The sequence below is a fragment of the Heyndrickxia acidicola genome, assembly GCF_001636425.1.
GTDB classification, from domain to species: domain Bacteria; phylum Bacillota; class Bacilli; order Bacillales; family Bacillaceae_C; genus Bacillus_AE; species Bacillus_AE acidicola.
The window spans coordinates 4,490,304-4,509,502 of the sequence record NZ_KV440953.1 but is presented as its reverse complement, the minus strand read 5'-3'; the positions used below and the strand labels follow the sequence as shown (position 1 = coordinate 4,509,502).

The following is a 19,199-nucleotide window of genomic DNA, read 5'->3' as shown; positions in this document are numbered from 1 at the left end:
GTTAATTCCTTCCTTGAAAAACTCTTTCAACTACTCTTTTGCTTGATTGCCCTGACTCCAAGTAACAAAATTTTTCATAGAATAGTTCAAAGGAATCAGGCAGTGCATAGTCTTCCTCTTCCGTTTTTTTAATACACTCAATCACTTGTTCGGTTGTTTTGACAAGCGGCCCCGGAGCTGTCTTCTCAAAATCAAAATAGAATCCGCGTAAATTGTCGCGATATTCTTCAATGTCATATACATAGAATATCATAGGCCGCTTTAAATTGGCATAGTCGAAGAATACAGACGAATAATCCGTAATAAGGATGTCAGCAATCAAGTATAGATCCCGAATATCCTCGTGATTAGAAAAATCGTATGCAAAACCATTATAAGGGCTTAGATCAAAATTTTCAGCAACTAAATAATGCATCCGGAGAAGAACAATGTAATTGTCGCCAAGGCTTTCCTTTAACTGTGCTAGATCAAGGTCCAAATCAAACTTATATTTACCCTTTTCATAAAACTGATTATCGCGCCAGGTTGGAGCATACAGAATAATTTTTTTATCTGCAGGTATTCCGTGTGAACGTTTAAACTGATCGATGGTTTGCTGATTATTATGCTGGTACAAATAATCATTCCTAGGATAGCCGGTCTCCAGCATTTCTTTTTCAAACTGAAAAGCGCTTTTGAAAATCTCGGTGGAATAAGCGTTCGGAGAAATCAAGTAATCCCAATTGCCCGCTTCCTTTAAAAAGCCTTGCTTATATTCTTTGATGGTCGTTTCCGGCATATGCACTTCTTCCATATCTGCCGCCAGCCTTTTAAGCGGTGTGCCGTGCCACGTTTGCAGATAAACCGTATGTTTTGGCTTTGGAATCCACAATGGCATCCGGCTGTTTGTCACCCAATACCTTGCCCTTGCCATGCACAATAACCATTTTAACGAAAAACGGGGCACAGCGGTAACGTTTTTTCCTTCAAAATTTTTCGCAAACCTTTTATCGACACTCCAGACCATTTGATAGCCGGGATGATTTTCCAATAGATATTCATAAATAGCCCTGGGATTGCAGCTATATTGCTTTCCTAAGTAGCTTTCAAATACAATAAGATTTTTTTTTACCGGCATCCAGCTAACGATCTTGAACGCCGTTTTATATATCAATTGAGTCAATCTGGATTTCTTAATATTTTTCAACTTATACATAATGCCTGTTGTTTTTTTATTTCTATCATGTTCCATAACTAACTTGTCTCCCTTTCTCAGGTGACCCAATTCCCCGCTCTTTATATAGGTAGTTCACCAATTCACCGGCAGAATGCCCATGTGAATATTTGTTCCATTTAGATGAAAAATAGCGGATTCTATTATAATCAAATCGATTTTCTTTTATTTGGCTGACGATTTCCTCCGTCTTTGTGACAACGGGGCCCGGAACCATTTTCTCATAATCCATCCATAGCCCTCTCTGCTTCTGGTAGCTCTCTTTATCATATGCATAAAAGAGCATGGGCTTATTTATCAGGGCGTATTCATACGGAATAGATGAATAATCTGTAATGAGATAATCCGTTATAAGAAGCAGATCATTTATGTCTCTGTAGTCTGAATAATCCATTATAAAATGATGATAGCGATTTTGTAAAAAAGATTTATTTCTAATAGCAGGATGCAGCTTTACGATGAGGACATATTCGTCCCCAAGCGTCTGGTACAAATAATCAAGGTCCAGCTTTATTTCAAAGGTGTCCAGGCTGCCGTCACGAAATGTAGGCGCGTACAGGATCACTTTTTTCCCGCTTAAATGATGATTTTCACGGTACAAATCAGCAATGATATGTTTTTGCTTTTCTTCACTAAAAAATAAATCGGTACGCGGAACACCAGTGTACAGGAACCTGTCCGAAGAAACACCAAATGCCTGCTGAAAGACAGCCGCCATTTCATCAGAACCTACCACTACTTTATGAAATTGGTTATATACCTTTTTAAAACGCTCAATGGCCCTGCTGCTTCTATTGGCTAGAGAATGGTCCTTTAAACCGAATGTCTTAATGGCTCCAGCTGCATGCCATATTTGAATGCACTCCACTTCCGCCTTGAAGGAAACAGCCGCAAGGAAACCGAAATAATTGTCAACAATAATGGTTTTCGAAGTCGCCAGATGATAAATATTTTCAAACCAGCTGATCGGACTAGCCGCATTAAGCTTTAGAACCTTTGCGTTCACCTCATTTTTGACAATATCATAGCAGGAGGAGTCGCAAATAAATACGATTTCACAATCGGCTTGTCTCTTCAAAAGCTCCTCATATATATAGAAGCTGTTCTGTTCAAATGAAATGACAAAGGTCAATTTATTTTTAACCGGAATCCAATTTAGTATAATGAACTGGAGTCTAAACAAAAACAAATACAGTTCAATTAAAATCTCCCTACCCATTTTTAAGTGAATAGAGGTCCTTTTTAATTTTAGTTGTCGAAATACCAATCGTTCTTGGGAGGTAAATGACATCACAATACTCGGATAGGTAGTCAAACTTTCCTTTCCAGTCATCCCCCATGACAAACGTGTCAATTTCGTACTTCTTTATATCCTCTATCTTTTGCTCCCAATTTTCTTCTGGGATTACTTTATCTACATAACGAATAGCCTCAAGAATCATCTTTCGGTCTTCATAGCTATGATAGGATTTTTTATTTTTCAGCTTGTTAAACTCGTCTGTAGAAACGCCAACAATTAAGTAGTCACCTAATTCACTGGCTCTTTTCAGTAAGTTTATATGTCCCCAATGCAAAAGATCATAGGTTCCATATGTTAACACCTTTTTCATATAGATCTCTCCCTTATCAATTAAAGGTCATCGATAAAAAAACAGATAAAAATTCATTCAGTAGCATTTGAACATCTTATTATTATAATGCCTATAGATAGCCGATACAAATTAAATTTATTTACAAAGGAAGTGATAGTTGATTGCGTAGGCTCTGTTCCTAAACTAGGATGCAGCTTATCCATCATATTATCAGTTGAATGATAGTATTTCCAACTTTGTAAAAAAGGCTTTGTCATTTTCTATGGGTAACTGCTCATATTTTAGCTCAATTTACAGTAAAGAAAGAAACATAAAAGCAAACTAGTTTGCTTTTATGTTTCTTTCTTTACTGTAACCTTTCAGCTGAGCTGAAAGGCGTGTGAAACGGCAGTTTCACACGTTTGAGCTAAAAAACAACATAGTTTCTTTCACAAATCTATTATAGGTTTGTTCATTTCCCTCGTCTACTAAGAAAAAGAGAGTTGGCAGTAACGGTGCTTCTGCAACTCTCTTTTCATTTTTTATACTAAGGCTCTATTATCCGCCTGTTTGATCTTCACTCTAAGAGCTCCAATCACCATTGTGTCAATACAATATGGAGCTTTAGCAGCCCTGCATGAAAATAAAACTTTAAAACAGATTAGCCTTGCTGACTTTCATGCTTCCAATAAACATTTAAGCCCTCTTCAAGCGTATAGGACGGCTCAAAATCGATGCTCCTTAATGCATTGATATCTGCATAGGATTCTCTGATATCACCTTCCCGCTGTTTTTCAAAAGCCAGCGGCAGGTTGACACCCGATAATTTTTTATAAATATTGATCATGTCAATTAGCTTAACAGGTTGTCCGGTCCCTACATTAAAGACACGGCCAAGGGCATCCTCCGATTCGGAAACAAGCAGCAATGCTTTAACAACATCGTCTACATACACAAAGTCACGTGTCTGCTCACCATCTCCAAATACGGTAAAGGTCTTTTCAATGCCCTTCTTATTCGAAAGCAGCCTGTCCGTCAAAATAGAGATGACTCCTGAATAAGGCGAGCTTGGATTCTGGTTTATTCCATAGACATTGAAAAAACGCACGGCTGCAGTAGGCGTACCATATAGTTGATAATAGGATAACGCATACCGCTCACTCGCAAACTTGTCTATTGCATATGGAGTTAAAGGTTGTATAGGAGAATTTTCTGTTTTTGGCAGTGTAGGCTCGTCTCCGTATACAGCAGCTGATGAAGCAAAAACAAAACGTTTGAGATTTTTATTCTTTTTGGCTTCTTCCAGCAAGTATAAAGATCCTTCTAAATTTGTCTGGTGTGTCTTCAAAGGGTTTTCTACTGAAGCAGCTACGCTTGCCACTGCTCCCAGATGAAACACTTTTTCAAAATCGTATGTTTTAAAAAGTTCCTGGACAGTAGTTTTATTTCCTAAATCCCCTTCAATAAACGTTACGTTTTCGCTTTTTGGCAAATTTTCAACATTTCCCATTGAAAGGTCGTCCAAAACGACAACTTTTCGGTTGCTGTTGATTAACGCTTTTACAAGATGAGAACCAATAAAACCTGCTCCGCCTGTAACCAATGTATACACTCTTTAACACTCCTTTACATTACCTATCGATATCCATTATAGCATTATAAACCCGTTCTCTGTTATTTTTATCCGTATAAGCAAAGAAACTGTCTACTCTATCCTTGTACTTATCTTCCATTTGGCTGTTGTTATTAATGTAGTACTTGATTTTTTCAACCAGGTCTTCATGCTTGGCAATCGTGTCGCCAAATCCCATCGTTTCATAATTATAATAGTCCAATTTAAAATGGTAGGACTCTTCGAATTGATAATAAATAACCGGTTTCTTCGTATAAGCGAAATCAAATGCTACTGAAGAGAAATCGGTAATCATAATATCTGAGGAGTTAAACATAAGCTGGTAGCTGGTATTATAGTCAACAAATTCAACCAGTTCATTCCGGTCATAATCAGACAACTGCTGCTGAATATCAGGATGCGGGAAAAACTTTATTTTATAACCGCGTTCTTCTGCAAAACGCAACAGCTCCTCATCGTTAATAAGATCATTGTACCGCTTGAAATATTCGCTTTCCTTGAAATAAGGATTATATGGGCGAATTCCCAATGCCTGATTTTTTGGAGAGACAAGAGCTTTTCTCCATGTAGGCATAATCAAAATTTGTTTTTGGCCATTGCTCTTTTCAAGGTTGTCATAGCGCGGAAATCCTCCAAGGAAAACATTTTCCTTTGTAAAGTTATAATCTCCGTTGATAATGGACTCATATTCTTTGTGAGCAGCCGTCACCATAACGCGAATATTTTTATTGTATTTATTCAACCATTGTGAATGGTCCACCATCGTTATGCCGTGCTGCAAAAAGACAAAATCGTAGGTCATTAAATCACGGTAATACACATCCGTACTAAAGAATGGATTTACTACCCATACGTCGGCATGTGTAGAGATTACCTTGGATGCAGCCATTGTTAGGAGCTTATGCTGAAGGGAGCGGAAGGCAACAACCTTTCCATACTGCTTCAATCTTTCGTAGTCTGCACAATCCTTCTTAATGACAAAATACTTTTTGATTCCATCGTTTTTTTGCATCGCATATTTGAACAGATGTTCAGCACTATCATCTGCTTTGTCTTGACGGTCAACGAAAAGCCAGACAGGCTTATGGGAGAAGAGTCGAGTTCCATAATGAGCAAGCCGCCCAATAATCGCCTTATTAAGGGCGGATTTTTGATTTTTTTTCACCCGTTTTTTCTTTCTGCTGAGTGAGAAAAGGTATTTGGCTTCTTTCGTGAAGCGGTTGAATACCGTATTGTTTTCTACATAAAGCTTTCTGTCCCTATAATAAAAAATGTGTTCATCCTTTGCGGCATACGAATTGCGCAGCCCTTGGTTTAATCCTGAATATTTAAAGAAACGAAGCTTTATATTTTGGGTAACGCCATTTTTGGTGATGAAAAATTCGATGTAGCTTCCTTTTCTAAAGACATCCTTTGGGATATCAAGTGAAAATCCAGGGTACCGTTTAATGGTTTCACCAAGTGATACATAGTTGTTCACATTTCTTACGATACTTTCCGTTTTAAAGCGTTCGTTTTCCACTTCGGCATAAATTTCTACGTTTTCATTATCAAAAAGGGATCCCCAGAAACCTTCCAAATGAACCGTGTTCTGTTTTTCTTCCAAAATTTCAACCGTTAACACTTCAGTAGAAAGTCTTGCGATAATGTTTTCGTGAAGACATAGATATAAGTCATCTTCTTCTTTATTCTCGAACACCACTTTAGAAAAGTCACCTTTATACTTCATTTTTAAGGCATGCAATAAATAATAATGACTTACATTTTTTGTATCCATGATGACGTCATCATCCATGTGGTTAAGAAGGTTTTTGATGAGTTGTACGAATTCCTCATATTCACTTTGTGTCAACGGAGTTTCCGCAATATCCTTCACGAAAAACTTCCATTTCAAATCATGCATAACGACATACTGAATAAAGCGTGGGGCAGATCCATCCGCACCGCTTGTTTTATTCACAAGATCGGTTGAGAAGGTTTGAAGAGAATGATTATACCAATCTTTATTCTTCTGTGCATTTTGCATGGCAGAGGATCCGTCAGCACGTACGCGGTAGTGGAATCTTGCTTGCTTTACAACACCGTACTTCATTTTCTTTGCAATAATTAAATTTACTAATTTTGCATCTTCACCTATCCGGCAGGACTCATCAAAGGAAAAGTGATTCATCACTTCATTTTTGATGAAAGTAGAACAGCAGTGAGTCAGAATTAAATCAGGACGTTCTTCTAAATCAAGGATTCTTGTAGAGGAAAACTTGTTATTTAAAACGTGTTTGCCCTTTCTTCCTTCAAAGAAGAAGATTGGTATGGCAACCAAATCTATTTCTTCGTCATTCTCTTCAAAAAAGGCGTACACATTTTCAAACGTATTAGGAGAGACCTTATCATCCGGATCCAGAAATTGAATATACCTTCCCCTGGCAAATTGAATTCCATAGTTTCTCGCACTGCTGACACCGCCATTTGGTTTTTTCACGTACACAACGTTATCAGGATATTCAGCCTGATATTTCAAACAGATTTCTTCACTATTATCCGGGCTTTCATCATTGACTAAGATGATTTGAATATTTTCAAGGCCTATCGTTTGATTGAGGACACTATCAACGGCTTCTGCCAGAAATTTTTCCACATTATAGATAGGCATGATGACACTAAATTTAAAATCATATTCTTGTGACTTCATAGCTAATTCTCCCTTATTGCTGTATAATTTTCATAAAAAAATCGTTATTGATATGGAGGGGATGCACATGAAACGTGTACTGAGTATCGATGTTGGCGGTACTTTCACAAAGTACGGACTCATTGATCACCACTCGCACATCAGTCATTACAACACGGTTGCTACAGAATCCATAAAGGAAGATCCTATAGCTTTCTTTCATTCAATCATCCGCCAATTCGAGACAGATATTAAAGCAGTCGCCTTTAGCTTGCCCGGTTATATTGATAATACTACCGGCACGATTACGAATGGTGCTACATTAAAGAAATTGACAGGTGTCCATTTGGAAAGTGTATTAAATACAAATAAAAAAATATTTATTGAAAATGATGCAAACTGTGCAGCATTCAGCGAGTTAAGTTTAAAATCCCAGGATCGTCCCCATACCTTTATCTATATTACATTAGGAACCGGGATTGGCGGGGCTTTCGTCCATAATAATAAATGCTATAGAGGGATGAGTAACAGATCCTGCGAATTTGGCTCAATGGTGTTAGATAGCCAGCAGGGAACCACTTTAAACTGGAATAGGCTTGGTTCTGTGCCACTGCTTAAAAAGGAGATATCCAAAGTAATCCATCGCGATATGGAAGAAAAAGAATTCCATCATATCCTTCAAAATTACAATGCCTTAGAGTGGAATGAGGATGAAGAAGCAGAGACTCTTGTACACCAGTTTTACCGATCCCATTCAATCGGTGTAAGCAATTTACTTCAGATTTTCAATCCGCCTGCTGTTTATTTTAGCGGGGGCATTACGAATCTGGAAAATTTTATCCCGAACCTATCCGTTCATTTAAAAAAGATTTACCCGGATACACATACTGTACGTTTGGCCACCGCTGGTTATAAGGATAAGGCGGGCCTGATTGGAGCCGCCTTATTATTTTTCAAAAAACACCATTCACTTTAACTGTATTTCCGCGGCTAAACAAAGGAGTGGGAGGCATGTCCCTCCCACTTGCTTAGCCTTTTAGATTGTAATGTTATGGAAATTACATAGTATATTTTTTCAGCAATTCTTCCATCACTTCAATAACTTCCTTCTGCAGGTCCTCATGCTGTAAAGCAAATTCGATAGTCGTTTTTACAAAGCCCAATTTTTCCCCTACATCAAATCGGTTACCTTCAAAGTCATAAGCAAATACTCGTTGAATTTTATTTAATTTTTGGATGGCATCTGTTAATTGAATTTCTCCGCCTGCTCCAGTAGATTGTTTTTCCAGCAAATCAAAAATTTCAGGAGTTAAAATATAACGTCCCATAATTGCCAGATTAGAAGGCGCTGTACCGCTTGCAGGTTTTTCTACGAAATTGCTGACCTCATATCTCCTGCCTTCACTTCTTAAAGGATCAATGATTCCATAACGGTGTGTTTCATCTTCAGGAACCTGTTGAACCCCGATAATGGAAGAACGTATATCTTCATATTGCTGTATTAGCTGCTGGAGGCAAGGTGTCTCACTTTGTACAATGTCATCTCCAAGCAAAACAGCAAACGGCTCGTCACCGATAAAGTTTCTCGCACACCAAACTGCGTGTCCAAGGCCTAATGGCTCTTTTTGCCTAATATAATGAATATTCGCCATGTCAGAAGAGTATTGAACTTTTTCCAATAGCTCCAGCTTGCCTTTTTCCGTTAGGTTTTGTTCCAGTTCCGGATTTTTGTCGAAATGGTCTTCAATGGCTCTTTTGCCTTTACCTGTAACGATAATAATATCTTCAATACCGGAAGCAACAGCTTCTTCGATAATATATTGGATCGTAGGCTTGTCCACAATTGGAAGCATTTCTTTTGGCATAGCCTTTGTAGCAGGCAGGAATCTAGTACCAAGGCCAGCGGCAGGTATAATGGCCTTTCTGATTTTTTTCATTATTAAAACCCCTTTAAAGACAATTTTTATAAAGGAAAATCAATTAATTTTTATAAAGCAAGTCAATATTAATATAGGATGCAGTTTAGTGCAATTCCAATTTTTAAACAAACAAGATTATAACATATAATTTTTGATTTTTCGACACAGGTTGCTATCTTGTCACGGCTTCGTAATATGAGACAATTTTATCCAAGGTTTATTTGCTGCATCAATTGGCATTCTTGCCAATGATTTGATTTTGTTTAGCACGTTCCGGAGTGCCTAAAACCGTTTTTTCTGTAGAAGTCTTATTCCTCGGTTTCAATCAACTTTGGAATTGATTGTAATTTAGAATTTTTTAAGGATAATGAGAGGGCTCTGGCCTTCCTGCTGATTGATTTCGGTTTTAGCATTCGCTTTCCAATGTAGGCTAGGGCATCATTATCGTAGGCTTCTCCCTTACCTTGTTTTTTCCGTAAGAGTCTCAAATCTTCCTTTTCAATGAATAAATTAATCTTAATTTAATCTTTTACGAGGATAATGAGTATGCCTTGGCCTTTTGCTGGTTAATTATTGGGTTAATCAACCATTCAGACTATCAATTATTTATTAATAGAAAGTTTCTTTGAGTAACAGCCCGTTTTAAAAGGTATTTATGTATGCTTCAATTGTAATTTTTATTTCTGAATTTTTTATTAAGAGTTTGATGAAAGGGATAGTAGCTAGCTTGAACTTTGTTTTATTGTTAACACTTGTTATACTATTATGGGAAAAAATCAGCTCGATTACGATTTTCAAGAGAAAAGAGGCTACCTAATGAATACTACTTTTTCGGTCATTATGCCCGTCTTTAATTCAGAGCCTTATTTAAAGGAAGCTTTAGACAGTATTATCCGTCAAACCCTTTCGTTTAAAGATCATATTGAACTCATCCTTATCAATGACGGCAGCGAAGACGACAGTGAGGCTCTTTGTTTACAATATAAACAAAATTATCCCGAGAATATTAAATACAAAAGAATTGAAAACTCAGGACCGGCTGTCGCAAGGAATACCGGGTTGGATTTGGTATCTCCCTCCAGCCACTATATCACCTTTTTGGATGCAGATGACAAGCTGGAAGCGAACGCCCTTGAGGCAGCTTCTGCGTTTTTCTCCGTACATCCATCCGTAAAAATAGCCGCTATTCCAATTTATTACTTTGAAGAGAAAACCGGATCGCACAATTTGAATTACCGTTTTGACCAAGGAAGCAGAGTCATTGACATTAATAAAGAATACAGCTCTCCCCATTTTTATATAGGAGGAATATTCATTGACCGAAGCATTATAACGGAGAAGGTCCGCTTTAATGAATCCCTTTATTTTTGGGAGGATGCGCTGTTTGTTAATAAGATTATTCTTTCCGAACAGCAATACGGCGTGATCAGCGGAACGAAATACTGGTACCGTCAGAGAATCAGTCTGAACTCATTGGTTGATACAGCCTGGAAAAATAAATACCGGTATACAGAGCTGCTCCAAACCGGCTACATGGAGCTTGTAACCGCCTCATTACAAATGCACGGCCTAATCCTGCCGTATGTTCAATTTTTGCTCGTGTATCATCTCAAGCTTTTACTGGTTAAAAAGAATAATGAAATGATGGAAAAAACCTTGAATGAAACGGAAATCCGAATATTCGTTGAGGAACTAAAAAAACTACTGGTTTTCATTGAGGATAAATATATTCTTGAGCAAAGCCTTTTAAACTACAGGAAAGAATTTTTATTAAATCTTAAACACGATGGCAAATTCGGAAAGCTTGAGTTTATCGACAAGATTGACAAAGAAGCTTCTATTCATATAACCGAAAAAAAACTGAAGGGCCTCCATGTGGAAATGAAAGGCTACTTCACCAGCGAGTTTTACTCAATGAAAGAAAGCGATAAAGTATATATTCAAATAGGCAATCGGAAAATGTATGCTTCTCACCGCGATCCTGGAAAAAAAGTGATCATCTGGGGCTATCTGGTGACGGATTACAAGAATGATGGCTTTTTGATTCAGGTTCCAATTTGGTGCTTGAGTTTTCGTTTCGGCCTGGAAACCCATCAAGGCGATATTGAACTGAAAAGAATCAATTATATTAAAACTCTATACCGGCGCCTTTTTAAAAGAAAATAAAATGCACTCCCTCTCAGTGACACCATTGAGAGGTTTTTTATTTTTCACGTTTTTTAAGCCCACGATTCTGATAACAATGAAGCGATCTCTGACGAACTTCCTTCCTTTTATTCTCAAACCCTTCCTTCAATTTTTTCGAATAAATGAAAAACAGATTAATTTTTCCATTTTATTATAAAAAATTTAAAACCTTCCCATACTACATAAAAGAATAGTTTAGCTAAAAATGCTAACTAGCTTATTGGATGCAGCCAATGGGAGGAACAAATGATGATAAGCAAAAGGCATATAACTACAGCGAAAAAAAAGCTTTATTTTATTCTCAGACCTTTAAAAAGGTTTCTTGTAGATACGGAGTTTCGCAAACGGGCCATGTATGCAAAGTATACTGAGAAAAAGCCTGTAAACAATCGAATCATTTTTTATGAAGCCTATCACGGCCAAAGTATGACTGGAAATCCTTATGCCGTATTTAAATACCTTATTGATCACAATGATTATCAGAATTGTCTCCATGTGTGGGCGATAGCTGATAAATCTCAGATTCAGGACGACTATAAAACAAGACGGAATGTAATCTTTGTCAAATACAGAAGTGCCGCCTATATTAAATGCCTTGCAGTAGCGAAATATTTAATAAACGATACGACCTTTCCCTATTATTTTCATAAAAGAAAAGAACAAATCTATGCAAACATCTGGCATGGCACTCCTTTAAAAAAAATGGGAATCGATATTCCCGTTCGGGGCTTGAGTGATCATAAGAACATCCAGAAAAATTTTCTTTTTAGTAATTATATGGTCAGCCCGAATCGGTTTACCGCCGAAACACTCCTTAAATCCCATGATGTGTATTCCCTTTATAATGGGAGCATTTTGGATACCGGGTATCCCCGCGGTGATCTCATGTACCAGGCAGACCAGCAAAAAATAAAGGCTCTTCTTTCCATACCAGAAGAAAAGAAGATCATCCTTTATGCGCCAACGTGGAGAGGGCGGTTGGGTGAGGAAGTCAATGAAAGTGAAGCATTACTGCAAAGCGTTCAGGAAATTCAGCAGCAGGCTGGTGAAAATTATATCGTACTGCTCAAATCTCATTATTACGCTTATAAATTTTTTAACCAAAATCAAATGGGGCATCTCTGTGTGCCGAATAAACTGGACACCAACGAGCTGCTCTCTATTGTTGATATGTTAATTACCGATTATTCCAGCATCTTCTTTGAATACCTTCCAACCAAAAAACCTGTCATCTTTTTTACATACGATGATGCAGATTATTTAAAGGAAAGAGGAACCTACATCCCTCTGGAAGCACTGCCTGGCCCTGTTTGCAGAACATTAGAAGAAGTCATTCATGCGATTCAGCATTCTGATGAAGAAAAAGAGCAGTATGCTGCAAAATACCAACATTTTCTGCAAACATACTGCTACAACGATGATGGACTTGCCACCCAGCGCTTTATAGAAACTGTTTTTCAAGGAAAGCCTACTCCCCATTTGTCTAAAATTAAAAACGACAAAACGAAAATCCTTCTGTATCCAGGCGGATTTTTAAATAACGGGATTACAAGCTCTGTTATCAATCTTTTAAATGCCATTGATTACAATCAATATGATGTGACACTGATTGATTATGGGAATAATACAAAAGAAGAAAAGCAATCGAATCTGTCGAAGATTAATAAAAATGTAAAGCATCTTTTCCGTGTCGGCTCCTGGAATGCCACGCTTTCCGAATGGTACCGCCACAACCTTGTTCTTCAAAGAGGCGCCTATTCCCGTTTTATGCAAAGAGTCCTGCCAGAACAGATGTATAAAAGGGAGCTCGAGCGGATTACAGGCGGAACGGAATTTGATATTGGCATTGATTTCAGCGGATACAGCCCTTTTTGGACCTCCTTGATAGGATTTGGTTCCTTTAAAAAGAAAAGCATTTTCTTACATAACGATATGGGGATGGAAATTCAGAAGAAGGTGCTTGACCGCTATCCGCACCGAAAGAATCTAAAGGTGATCTTTTCGCTTTATGACCAATTTGACAAGGTGATCAGCGTATCAAAATTGACAAACGAACAAAATAGAAGGCAGCTCAGCCACATTCTAAAAGCACCTCAGGAAAAAATGGATTTTGTTATGAATTCCATTGATTATAATAAGATTTTGTCATTAAAACAGCAGGCGTTCCAATACGAATTTGGCGAAGAGCATGATTTTACTTTTTTGCAGCTTCCAAAGGCCCGACAGTACCCAACCCCACATGCACAGGACATTAATTTTATTAATATTGGGCGGCTTGGCCCTGAAAAGGATCAGAAAAAGTTAATTAGTGCCTTTGCCCCCATTGCAGGAAACCATTCGAATGCAAAGCTGTACATTGTAGGAGATGGCGACCTGAGAGAGCAATTAATCGATCATACTCGTAAACTGGGCTTAGAGGATCAGGTAATTTTTACAGGGCAGCTGGAGAATCCATATCTTTTATTGGATCAATGCGACTGCTTTGTCCTTTCCTCCAACCACGAGGGACAGCCCATGGTCCTTTTGGAAGCACTGGTTTTAAGAAAACCAATCATTGTAACCGACATCCCCGGTTCAAGAAGCGTTGTCGGCGATGGGTACGGGATGGTTGTTGACAACTCCATTGAAGGCCTTCGGGCAGGCATGGAGCACTTCATCCAGGAAAGAAGAATCGACGCTCAGAAGTTTGACTATAAAAAGTATAGTGAAGATGCACTTGCCATGTTCTATGAAAAGGTCTGTAAATGAAAGAGTATAAAAGATTTCTATTGGCTTTGAAAAAAGACATACAAAAAAGCTAACTCACTAAGAGTTAGCTTTTTCATATTACGATTTTGTCAGCTCTACACTTTCCAAATCAGATACCCGCTTTTTCATGCGATCTGCATCTCGAACGAGGATAGGCCTTAAATATTTTCCAGTATACGACTCTGGTGTTTCGGCTACTTTTTCAGGTGTCCCTGTTGCCACAATCGTTCCGCCTTTTTCTCCGCCTTCAGGGCCAAGATCAATAAGATAATCCGCTGTTTTGATTACATCGAGATTATGCTCGATGACAAGCACGGTATCCCCATTTTCCACAAGCCTTTGGAGAACATCCAGAAGGCGGGCAATGTCATCAACATGCAGGCCGGTTGTCGGTTCATCCAGGATATACATGGAACGGCCTGTTGACCGGCGATGCAGCTCAGAAGCCAGCTTCACCCGCTGCGCCTCCCCTCCTGAAAGAGTGGTGGCAGGCTGCCCGAGTTTCACATATCCGAGGCCGACATCCGCAATTGTCTGCAGTTTCCGTTTAATTTTAGGAATATTCTCAAAAAAGGTTAAGGCATCTTCTGCGGTCATATCTAAAACATCGGCAATATTACGGCCTTTGTACATGATCTCCAGCGTTTCACGATTATATCGTTTCCCATGGCAAACCTCGCACGGAACATACACATCCGGCAAAAAGTGCATTTCAATTTTGATGATGCCGTCACCATGGCAGGCTTCACAGCGTCCGCCTTTTACATTGAAGCTAAAGCGCCCCTTTTTATATCCGCGGACCTTTGCTTCATTTGAAGAGGCAAAGACATCCCGGATATCATCAAATACCCCGGTATATGTGGCAGGGTTTGAGCGCGGCGTACGCCCGATCGGAGACTGGTCAATATCAATGACCTTCTCTAAGTAGTCAATTCCCTTGATTTCCCGGAACTCACCAGGCTTCGTCTTAGCATTATGGAGCTTTTGAGCCAGGGTCTTATGAAGGATTTCATTGATCATGGTACTTTTCCCGGATCCGGAAACACCTGTGACAGCAATGAACATCCCTAATGGGAATTTAACAGAGACGTTTTTCAAGTTGTTTTCTTTTGCCCCTTTGATTTCAATAAAGCGGCCATCCGGCTTGCGGCGCTCCTGGGGAAGCGGAATAAAACGCTGCCCTGATAAATACTGGCCTGTGAGGGAATGAGGATCTGCCATCACTTCCTCCGGTGTGCCGGCCGATACGATTTGTCCTCCATGTACGCCTGCTCCCGGCCCAATATCAATGAGATAATCAGCCGCAAGCATCGTATCTTCATCGTGCTCGACCACGATCAGGGTATTGCCGATGTCACGCATGTTCTGCATTGTCTCAATTAAGCGGTCATTGTCCCGCTGATGAAGCCCGATGGATGGTTCATCCAGAATATACAAAACACCTGTCAATCTGGAACCAATCTGAGTGGCAAGGCGAATCCGCTGGGCTTCTCCTCCTGAAAGAGTCCCTGCAGCCCTGCTCAGAGTCAGATACTCCAGTCCCACATTGACAAGGAATCCAAGGCGCTCACGAATTTCCCTTAAAATAAGGTTCGCAATCTGCTTTTCCTTCTCTGTAAGGTCTAAATGGGAGAAGAATTCATTTGCATCCTCAATGGACTGTTCTGTCACTTGGCCGATATGGTGGTTATTAATTTTCACAGCAAGGCTTTCTTCCTTCAGCCTATAGCCTTTGCAGCGCGGACATGAGTGCTGGCCCATGTACTTTTCCATTTGCTCGCGTATAAAATCGGAGCCTGTTTCTTTGTACCGCCTTGCTACATTGCTGATTACGCCTTCAAACTTGATATAATTCTCCCTTACCTGACCAAAATCATTCTCATACCGGAAGTATACTCCCTCGTCTTCAGAACCATAAAGGATTTTATCAAGCTGATGCTTCGGAAGCTCTTTAACCGGCATATCCATATCAATTCCAAAATGATTGCAAACAGCTTCTAAAAGCTGAGGATAATATTTTGAACTTACTGGCTCCCAAGGGGCAATGGCATTCTCTTTAAGAGTGAGATCCTTATTTGGAATGACGAGATCCACATCCACTTCAAGCTTCGATCCCAGTCCGTCACACTCAGGGCAAGCCCCAAACGGACTGTTGAAAGAGAACATTCTTGGTTCAAGCTTATCAATCGAGAATCCGCAAAGAGGGCATGCATGATGCTCACTAAATAAAAGCTCTTCTTCCCCAATGACATCAATCACGACCTTGCCATCTGCAAGATTCAGGGCGGTTTCAAGCGAATCCGCCAGCCTTGAAGTGACATCCGGCTTTACAACGATACGGTCAACAACCACTTCAATGGTATGCTTTTTATTTTTTTCCAATTCGATGTCTTCACTTAAATCCTGCAAGTCGCCATCGACTCTTACACGCACAAATCCCTGCTTTTTAATGTCCTCCAAAAGCTTTACATGCGAGCCCTTTCTGCCGGACACAATCGGCGCCAATACCTGAAGCTTTGTCCGTTCAGGATATTCCATAATCCGGTCAACCATCTGCTCAATGGTCTGGGATGTAATTTCAATCCCGTGGTTAGGACATATCGGCCTCCCTACCCTTGCAAATAATAGACGAAGATAGTCATATATTTCTGTAACGGTCCCAACGGTCGATCGGGGATTGCGGCTCGTCGTTTTCTGGTCAATGGAAATGGCCGGTGAGAGCCCCTCAATAGCATCCACATCCGGTTTATCCATCTGTCCCAGAAACTGGCGGGCATAAGCAGACAAGGACTCTACATAGCGTCTCTGTCCTTCTGCATAAATCGTATCAAATGCGAGGGACGATTTTCCCGAACCGGACAAACCTGTTAACACAACAAGCTTGTCACGAGGAATGGTTACATCGATATTTTTTAGATTATGTGCTCTTGCACCCTGTACAATAATTTTATCCTGTGCCATCCCTTTCTCATCCTTCCGCTTTTAATTCCAGCAATGAATCCCGAAGCTCAGCGGCCCGTTCAAAATCAAGGGCTTTGGCTGCTTCTTTCATTTCTGTTTCTAATTTAGCGATTAACAGCTCCCGCTCCTGCTTCGTCATTTTGACCACTTTCTTAGCCGGCATGTACGTCTCCTGCTCTTCAGCAGCCTGAGTAGCACGAATGACTTCCCTAATATCCTTTTGAATGGTTGTCGGCGTTACACCGTGTACTCTATTGTATTCTTCCTGGAGAGCGCGGCGGCGTGCTGTTTCTTCTATTGCTTTTTCCATGGAGTCGGTCCGTTTATCCGCATACATGATAACCTGACCGTTTGCATTCCTTGCAGCACGCCCAATGGTCTGGATAAGCGAACGTTCAGACCTGAGGAATCCTTCCTTGTCGGCATCCAGGATCGCGACAAGCGAGACCTCTGGAATATCAAGCCCTTCCCTAAGAAGGTTGATCCCTATTAAAACATCATATTTCCCCATACGCAGGTCACGGATAATTTCAATACGCTCAAGCGTCTTAATCTCGGAATGCATATATTGAACCTTTACCCCAATGTCTTTTAAATAATGTGTTAAGTCTTCAGACATTTTTTTGGTAAGCGTGGTCACAAGCACACGTTCATTCTTGACTGCACGCTCATTAATTTCACCGAGAAGGTCATCGATCTGGCCTTCTATTGGCCGCACATCAATCAACGGGTCGAGAAGGCCTGTCGGACGGATAATCTGCTCCACCATCTGCGGAGTGTGCTCAAGCTCATACGGGCCTGGTGTTGCGGAAACAAAGATTGCCTGGCTTACATGCTCTTCAAATTCAGTGAAGGTCAGCGGCCGGTTGTCAAGTGCAGATGGGAGCCGGAAACCGTGATCGACAAGGACCTGCTTGCGTGCCTGGTCGCCGTTGAACATCCCGCGCACCTGAGGAAGCGTAACGTGGGACTCATCAACAACCAAAAGGAAGTCCTTCGGGAAATAGTCCAAAAGAGTATACGGCGTCGAGCCGGGCGGCCTCAATGTCAAATGGCGCGAATAGTTTTCAATGCCTGAACAAAAGCCCATTTCCCTCATCATTTCAAGATCATACCGGGTCCTTTGCTCCAAGCGCTGTGCTTCAAGAATCTTATTATTGTCACGCATCTTTGTAAGCTGCTCTTCCAATTCCTTCTCAATGTTCTCAATGGCAATTCGCATCTTTTCTTCACGGGTTACGAAGTGGGATGCCGGAAAGATGGCAACATGATTGCGGTCGCCCAGAATTTCACCAGTTAAGGCATCGACTTCCCGAATCCTCTCAATCTCATCTCCGAAAAATTCCACACGAATACAATGTTCATCCCGTGAGACCGGGAAGATTTCCACTACATCTCCGCGCACACGAAACGTTCCGCGCTGGAAGTCGATATCATTTCTTGCATATTGGATGTCAACAAGTCTGCGAAGTAATTGATTTCGTTCAATTTCCATCTCAGTACGAAGTGACAAGACCATTTCCCGGTATTCTTCAGGTGAACCCAAGCCGTAAATACAGGAAACGCTGGCAATGATAATGACATCCTCCCGTTCAAATAAAGAGGATGTGGCAGAGTGGCGCAGCTTATCAATTTCATCATTAATGCTGGCATCTTTTTCTATAAAAGTGTCCGTTTGCGGCACATAGGCTTCAGGCTGATAGTAGTCATAATAACTGACAAAGTATTCAACTGCGTTATTAGGGAAAAATTCTTTGAATTCACTATATAATTGACCGGCGAGGGTTTTGTTGTGGGCAATGATGAGCGTCGGTTTTTTTACTTCTTTAATGACGTTGGAGATAGTAAATGTTTTTCCTGTACCTGTTGCTCCCAGCAGGGTCTGATGCTTCTTCCCGGCTTTAATTCCCTCTACCAGCTCTTTAATTGCTTCAGGCTGATCGCCATCGGGCTTATATTTTGAAACCAATTCAAACTGTTGTTCCAAATGGGTAACCTCCTATCTTTTCTCTATCTGCAATCAAAAAATGTATGAAAACTCTAGAAAAATATTTTTCTAAAAAGTAAAGTTCGATTAAATAACCATAGTCCTTATTTTACCACAAACAGCTATTTTTTAACCAGAAAAAAGCGAACAAATTTTCGTTTTTTGTTTTGGCTAAGGCTCTTTTCGTAAACTTTATTGCTATTTAAAACAAAAAAATAATGAAATTCACAGGCTCTGCAGTAATTTTGTGAATTGCTTACGGAAAGATGCCACGAAGACTCACTTCACACGAATTTAGCACTTTTGCGAAGA

10 protein-coding genes and 1 pseudogene are annotated in these 19,199 nt (G+C 40.0%); 3 read left to right on the top strand and 8 right to left on the bottom strand.

The genetic code is table 11. The features are described 5' to 3' along the window. Position 1: 1 nt before the first annotated feature. From A5N88_RS20925 to A5N88_RS20905, 5 genes and pseudogenes are all read right to left on the bottom strand, one after another. Positions 2–1,240 (bottom strand): annotated as a pseudogene (locus A5N88_RS20925) (CDP-glycerol glycerophosphotransferase family protein); the annotation flags it as partial. Then, on the bottom strand, positions 1,221–2,432 hold the full coding sequence (locus A5N88_RS20920; protein WP_066269635.1) for a CDP-glycerol glycerophosphotransferase family protein: 1,212 nt from the start codon (positions 2,430–2,432) through the stop codon (positions 1,221–1,223). The gene A5N88_RS20920 and the pseudogene A5N88_RS20925, both read right to left, overlap by 20 nt. After that, the gene (gene tagD / locus A5N88_RS20915; protein WP_066269633.1) at positions 2,425–2,823 is read right to left on the bottom strand and encodes a glycerol-3-phosphate cytidylyltransferase; all 399 of its coding nucleotides are present in this window, start codon (positions 2,821–2,823) and stop codon (positions 2,425–2,427) included. Before tagD ends, A5N88_RS20920 begins: the two co-directional genes overlap by 8 nt. 622 nt (positions 2,824–3,445) lie before the next feature. Then, positions 3,446–4,396 carry an NAD-dependent epimerase/dehydratase family protein gene (locus A5N88_RS20910; protein ID WP_066269631.1) on the bottom strand — a complete coding sequence of 317 codons (951 nt, stop codon included), beginning with the start codon at positions 4,394–4,396 and terminating at the stop codon, positions 3,446–3,448. A 19-nt stretch (positions 4,397–4,415) separates the two neighbouring features. Then, positions 4,416–7,106 (bottom strand): bifunctional glycosyltransferase/CDP-glycerol:glycerophosphate glycerophosphotransferase, encoded by a 2,691-nt coding sequence (locus tag A5N88_RS20905; protein WP_066269629.1) that lies wholly within the window; start codon positions 7,104–7,106, stop codon positions 4,416–4,418. A gap of 67 nt (positions 7,107–7,173) precedes the next feature. Here A5N88_RS20905 and A5N88_RS20900 point away from each other — a divergent pair, with 67 nt between their 5' ends. Beyond that, positions 7,174–8,061, top strand: a complete 888-nt coding sequence (locus A5N88_RS20900) for an ROK family protein (protein ID WP_066269627.1) — start codon at positions 7,174–7,176, stop codon at positions 8,059–8,061. A gap of 82 nt (positions 8,062–8,143) precedes the next feature. On the opposite strand, the gene galU is transcribed toward A5N88_RS20900, so the two are convergent. Beyond that, complete coding sequence (gene galU, locus A5N88_RS20895; RefSeq protein WP_066269625.1) at positions 8,144–9,022, bottom strand: UTP--glucose-1-phosphate uridylyltransferase GalU; 879 nt, start codon at positions 9,020–9,022, stop codon at positions 8,144–8,146. 798 nt (positions 9,023–9,820) lie between these two features. Here galU and A5N88_RS20885 point away from each other — a divergent pair. Further along, on the top strand, positions 9,821–11,170 hold the full coding sequence (locus A5N88_RS20885) for a glycosyltransferase family A protein (RefSeq protein ID WP_066269620.1): 1,350 nt from the start codon (positions 9,821–9,823) through the stop codon (positions 11,168–11,170). A 267-nt stretch (positions 11,171–11,437) separates the two neighbouring features. Next, positions 11,438–13,939, top strand: coding sequence for a glycosyltransferase (locus tag A5N88_RS20880; protein WP_083953243.1), 2,502 nt, complete (start codon positions 11,438–11,440; stop codon positions 13,937–13,939). Positions 13,940–14,017: 78 nt separating this feature from the next. On the opposite strand, the gene uvrA is transcribed toward A5N88_RS20880, so the two are convergent. Together uvrA and uvrB are read right to left on the bottom strand one after the other, a co-directional pair. Then, complete coding sequence (gene uvrA / locus A5N88_RS20875) at positions 14,018–16,900, bottom strand: excinuclease ABC subunit UvrA (protein ID WP_066269616.1); 2,883 nt, start codon at positions 16,898–16,900, stop codon at positions 14,018–14,020. Positions 16,901–16,907: 7 nt separating this feature from the next. Next, positions 16,908–18,887 (bottom strand): excinuclease ABC subunit UvrB, encoded by a 1,980-nt coding sequence (gene uvrB, locus A5N88_RS20870; RefSeq protein WP_066269611.1) that lies wholly within the window; start codon positions 18,885–18,887, stop codon positions 16,908–16,910. Between the last annotated feature and the right edge of the window lie 312 nt (positions 18,888–19,199).

Bases quoted from the DNA above. Each gene is read 5' to 3' on its own strand.
- uvrA (WP_066269616.1), bottom strand. From the start codon at position 16,900: ATGGCACAGGATAAAATTATTGTACAGGGTGCAAGAGCACATAATCTA.
- A5N88_RS20880 (WP_083953243.1), top strand. From the start codon at position 11,438: ATGATGATAAGCAAAAGGCATATAACTACAGCGAAAAAAAAGCTTTAT.
- galU (WP_066269625.1), bottom strand. From the start codon at position 9,022: ATGAAAAAAATCAGAAAGGCCATTATACCTGCCGCTGGCCTTGGTACT.
- A5N88_RS20920 (WP_066269635.1), bottom strand. From the start codon at position 2,432: ATGGGTAGGGAGATTTTAATTGAACTGTATTTGTTTTTGTTTAGACTC.
- tagD (WP_066269633.1), bottom strand. From the start codon at position 2,823: ATGAAAAAGGTGTTAACATATGGAACCTATGATCTTTTGCATTGGGGA.
- A5N88_RS20885 (WP_066269620.1), top strand. From the start codon at position 9,821: ATGAATACTACTTTTTCGGTCATTATGCCCGTCTTTAATTCAGAGCCT.
- A5N88_RS20905 (WP_066269629.1), bottom strand. From the start codon at position 7,106: ATGAAGTCACAAGAATATGATTTTAAATTTAGTGTCATCATGCCTATC.
- A5N88_RS20900 (WP_066269627.1), top strand. From the start codon at position 7,174: ATGAAACGTGTACTGAGTATCGATGTTGGCGGTACTTTCACAAAGTAC.